This window comes from Streptomyces glaucescens, assembly GCF_002154375.1.
GTDB classification, from domain to species: Bacteria; Actinomycetota; Actinomycetes; order Streptomycetales; family Streptomycetaceae; genus Streptomyces; species Streptomyces glaucescens.
Map to the genome: position 1 here is coordinate 1 of NZ_MUND01000872.1, position 581 is coordinate 581.

1 protein-coding gene is annotated in these 581 nt (G+C 72.5%); it reads left to right on the forward strand.

Features of this window, described 5'->3' with window-relative positions; genetic code table 11:
* Positions 1-89 precede the first annotated feature (89 nt).
* Positions 90-581: phosphotransferase (locus CCN42_RS38675; protein WP_158102196.1), on the forward strand; the 492-nt coding region annotated here is incomplete at its 3' end.

The window sequence follows — 581 nt, forward strand, 5'->3', positions numbered from 1 at the left end:
CCGGGAGCCGGGAGCCGGGAGTCGGGGGCCACGTCCGTCGACACGCTTATTCGCTTGTCCGGCATGCCCACAGGCGTGAGGATCGGCGCATGGTTCCTGTGCCGGATGGGCGTGCCGGTATCGACGCCGGCCTGGTGAAGCGTCTGATCGCCGCTCAGTTCCCCGAGTGGAGCGGTCTGCCGGTGGTGCCGGTGGAGGTGGACGGCTGGGACAACCGCACCTACCGGCTCGGTGAGGGGATGACGGTCCGGCTGCCCACCGCCGCCGGTTACGCGCCCGCGGTCGACAAGGAATGCGAGTGGCTGCCCCGCCTGGCGCCTTCCCTGCCCGTGGCCGTCCCCCCGGTCCTGGCCAAGGGAGTCCCGGGCGAGGGATATCCCCATCCCTGGTCCGTACGCGGCTGGCTTCCCGGGGAAACGGCTACGCCCCGACGCATCGCCGACATGGCCCGGTTCGCCACCGACGTCGCCGAGTTCGTTCTGGCCCTGCAGCGCTGCGATCCCACGGGCGGTCCCCTCGCCGGGGCCCACAGCTGGTATCGCGGCGCGTCTCCTCGTCGTAGTGGGCGGGCGACGCGCCGC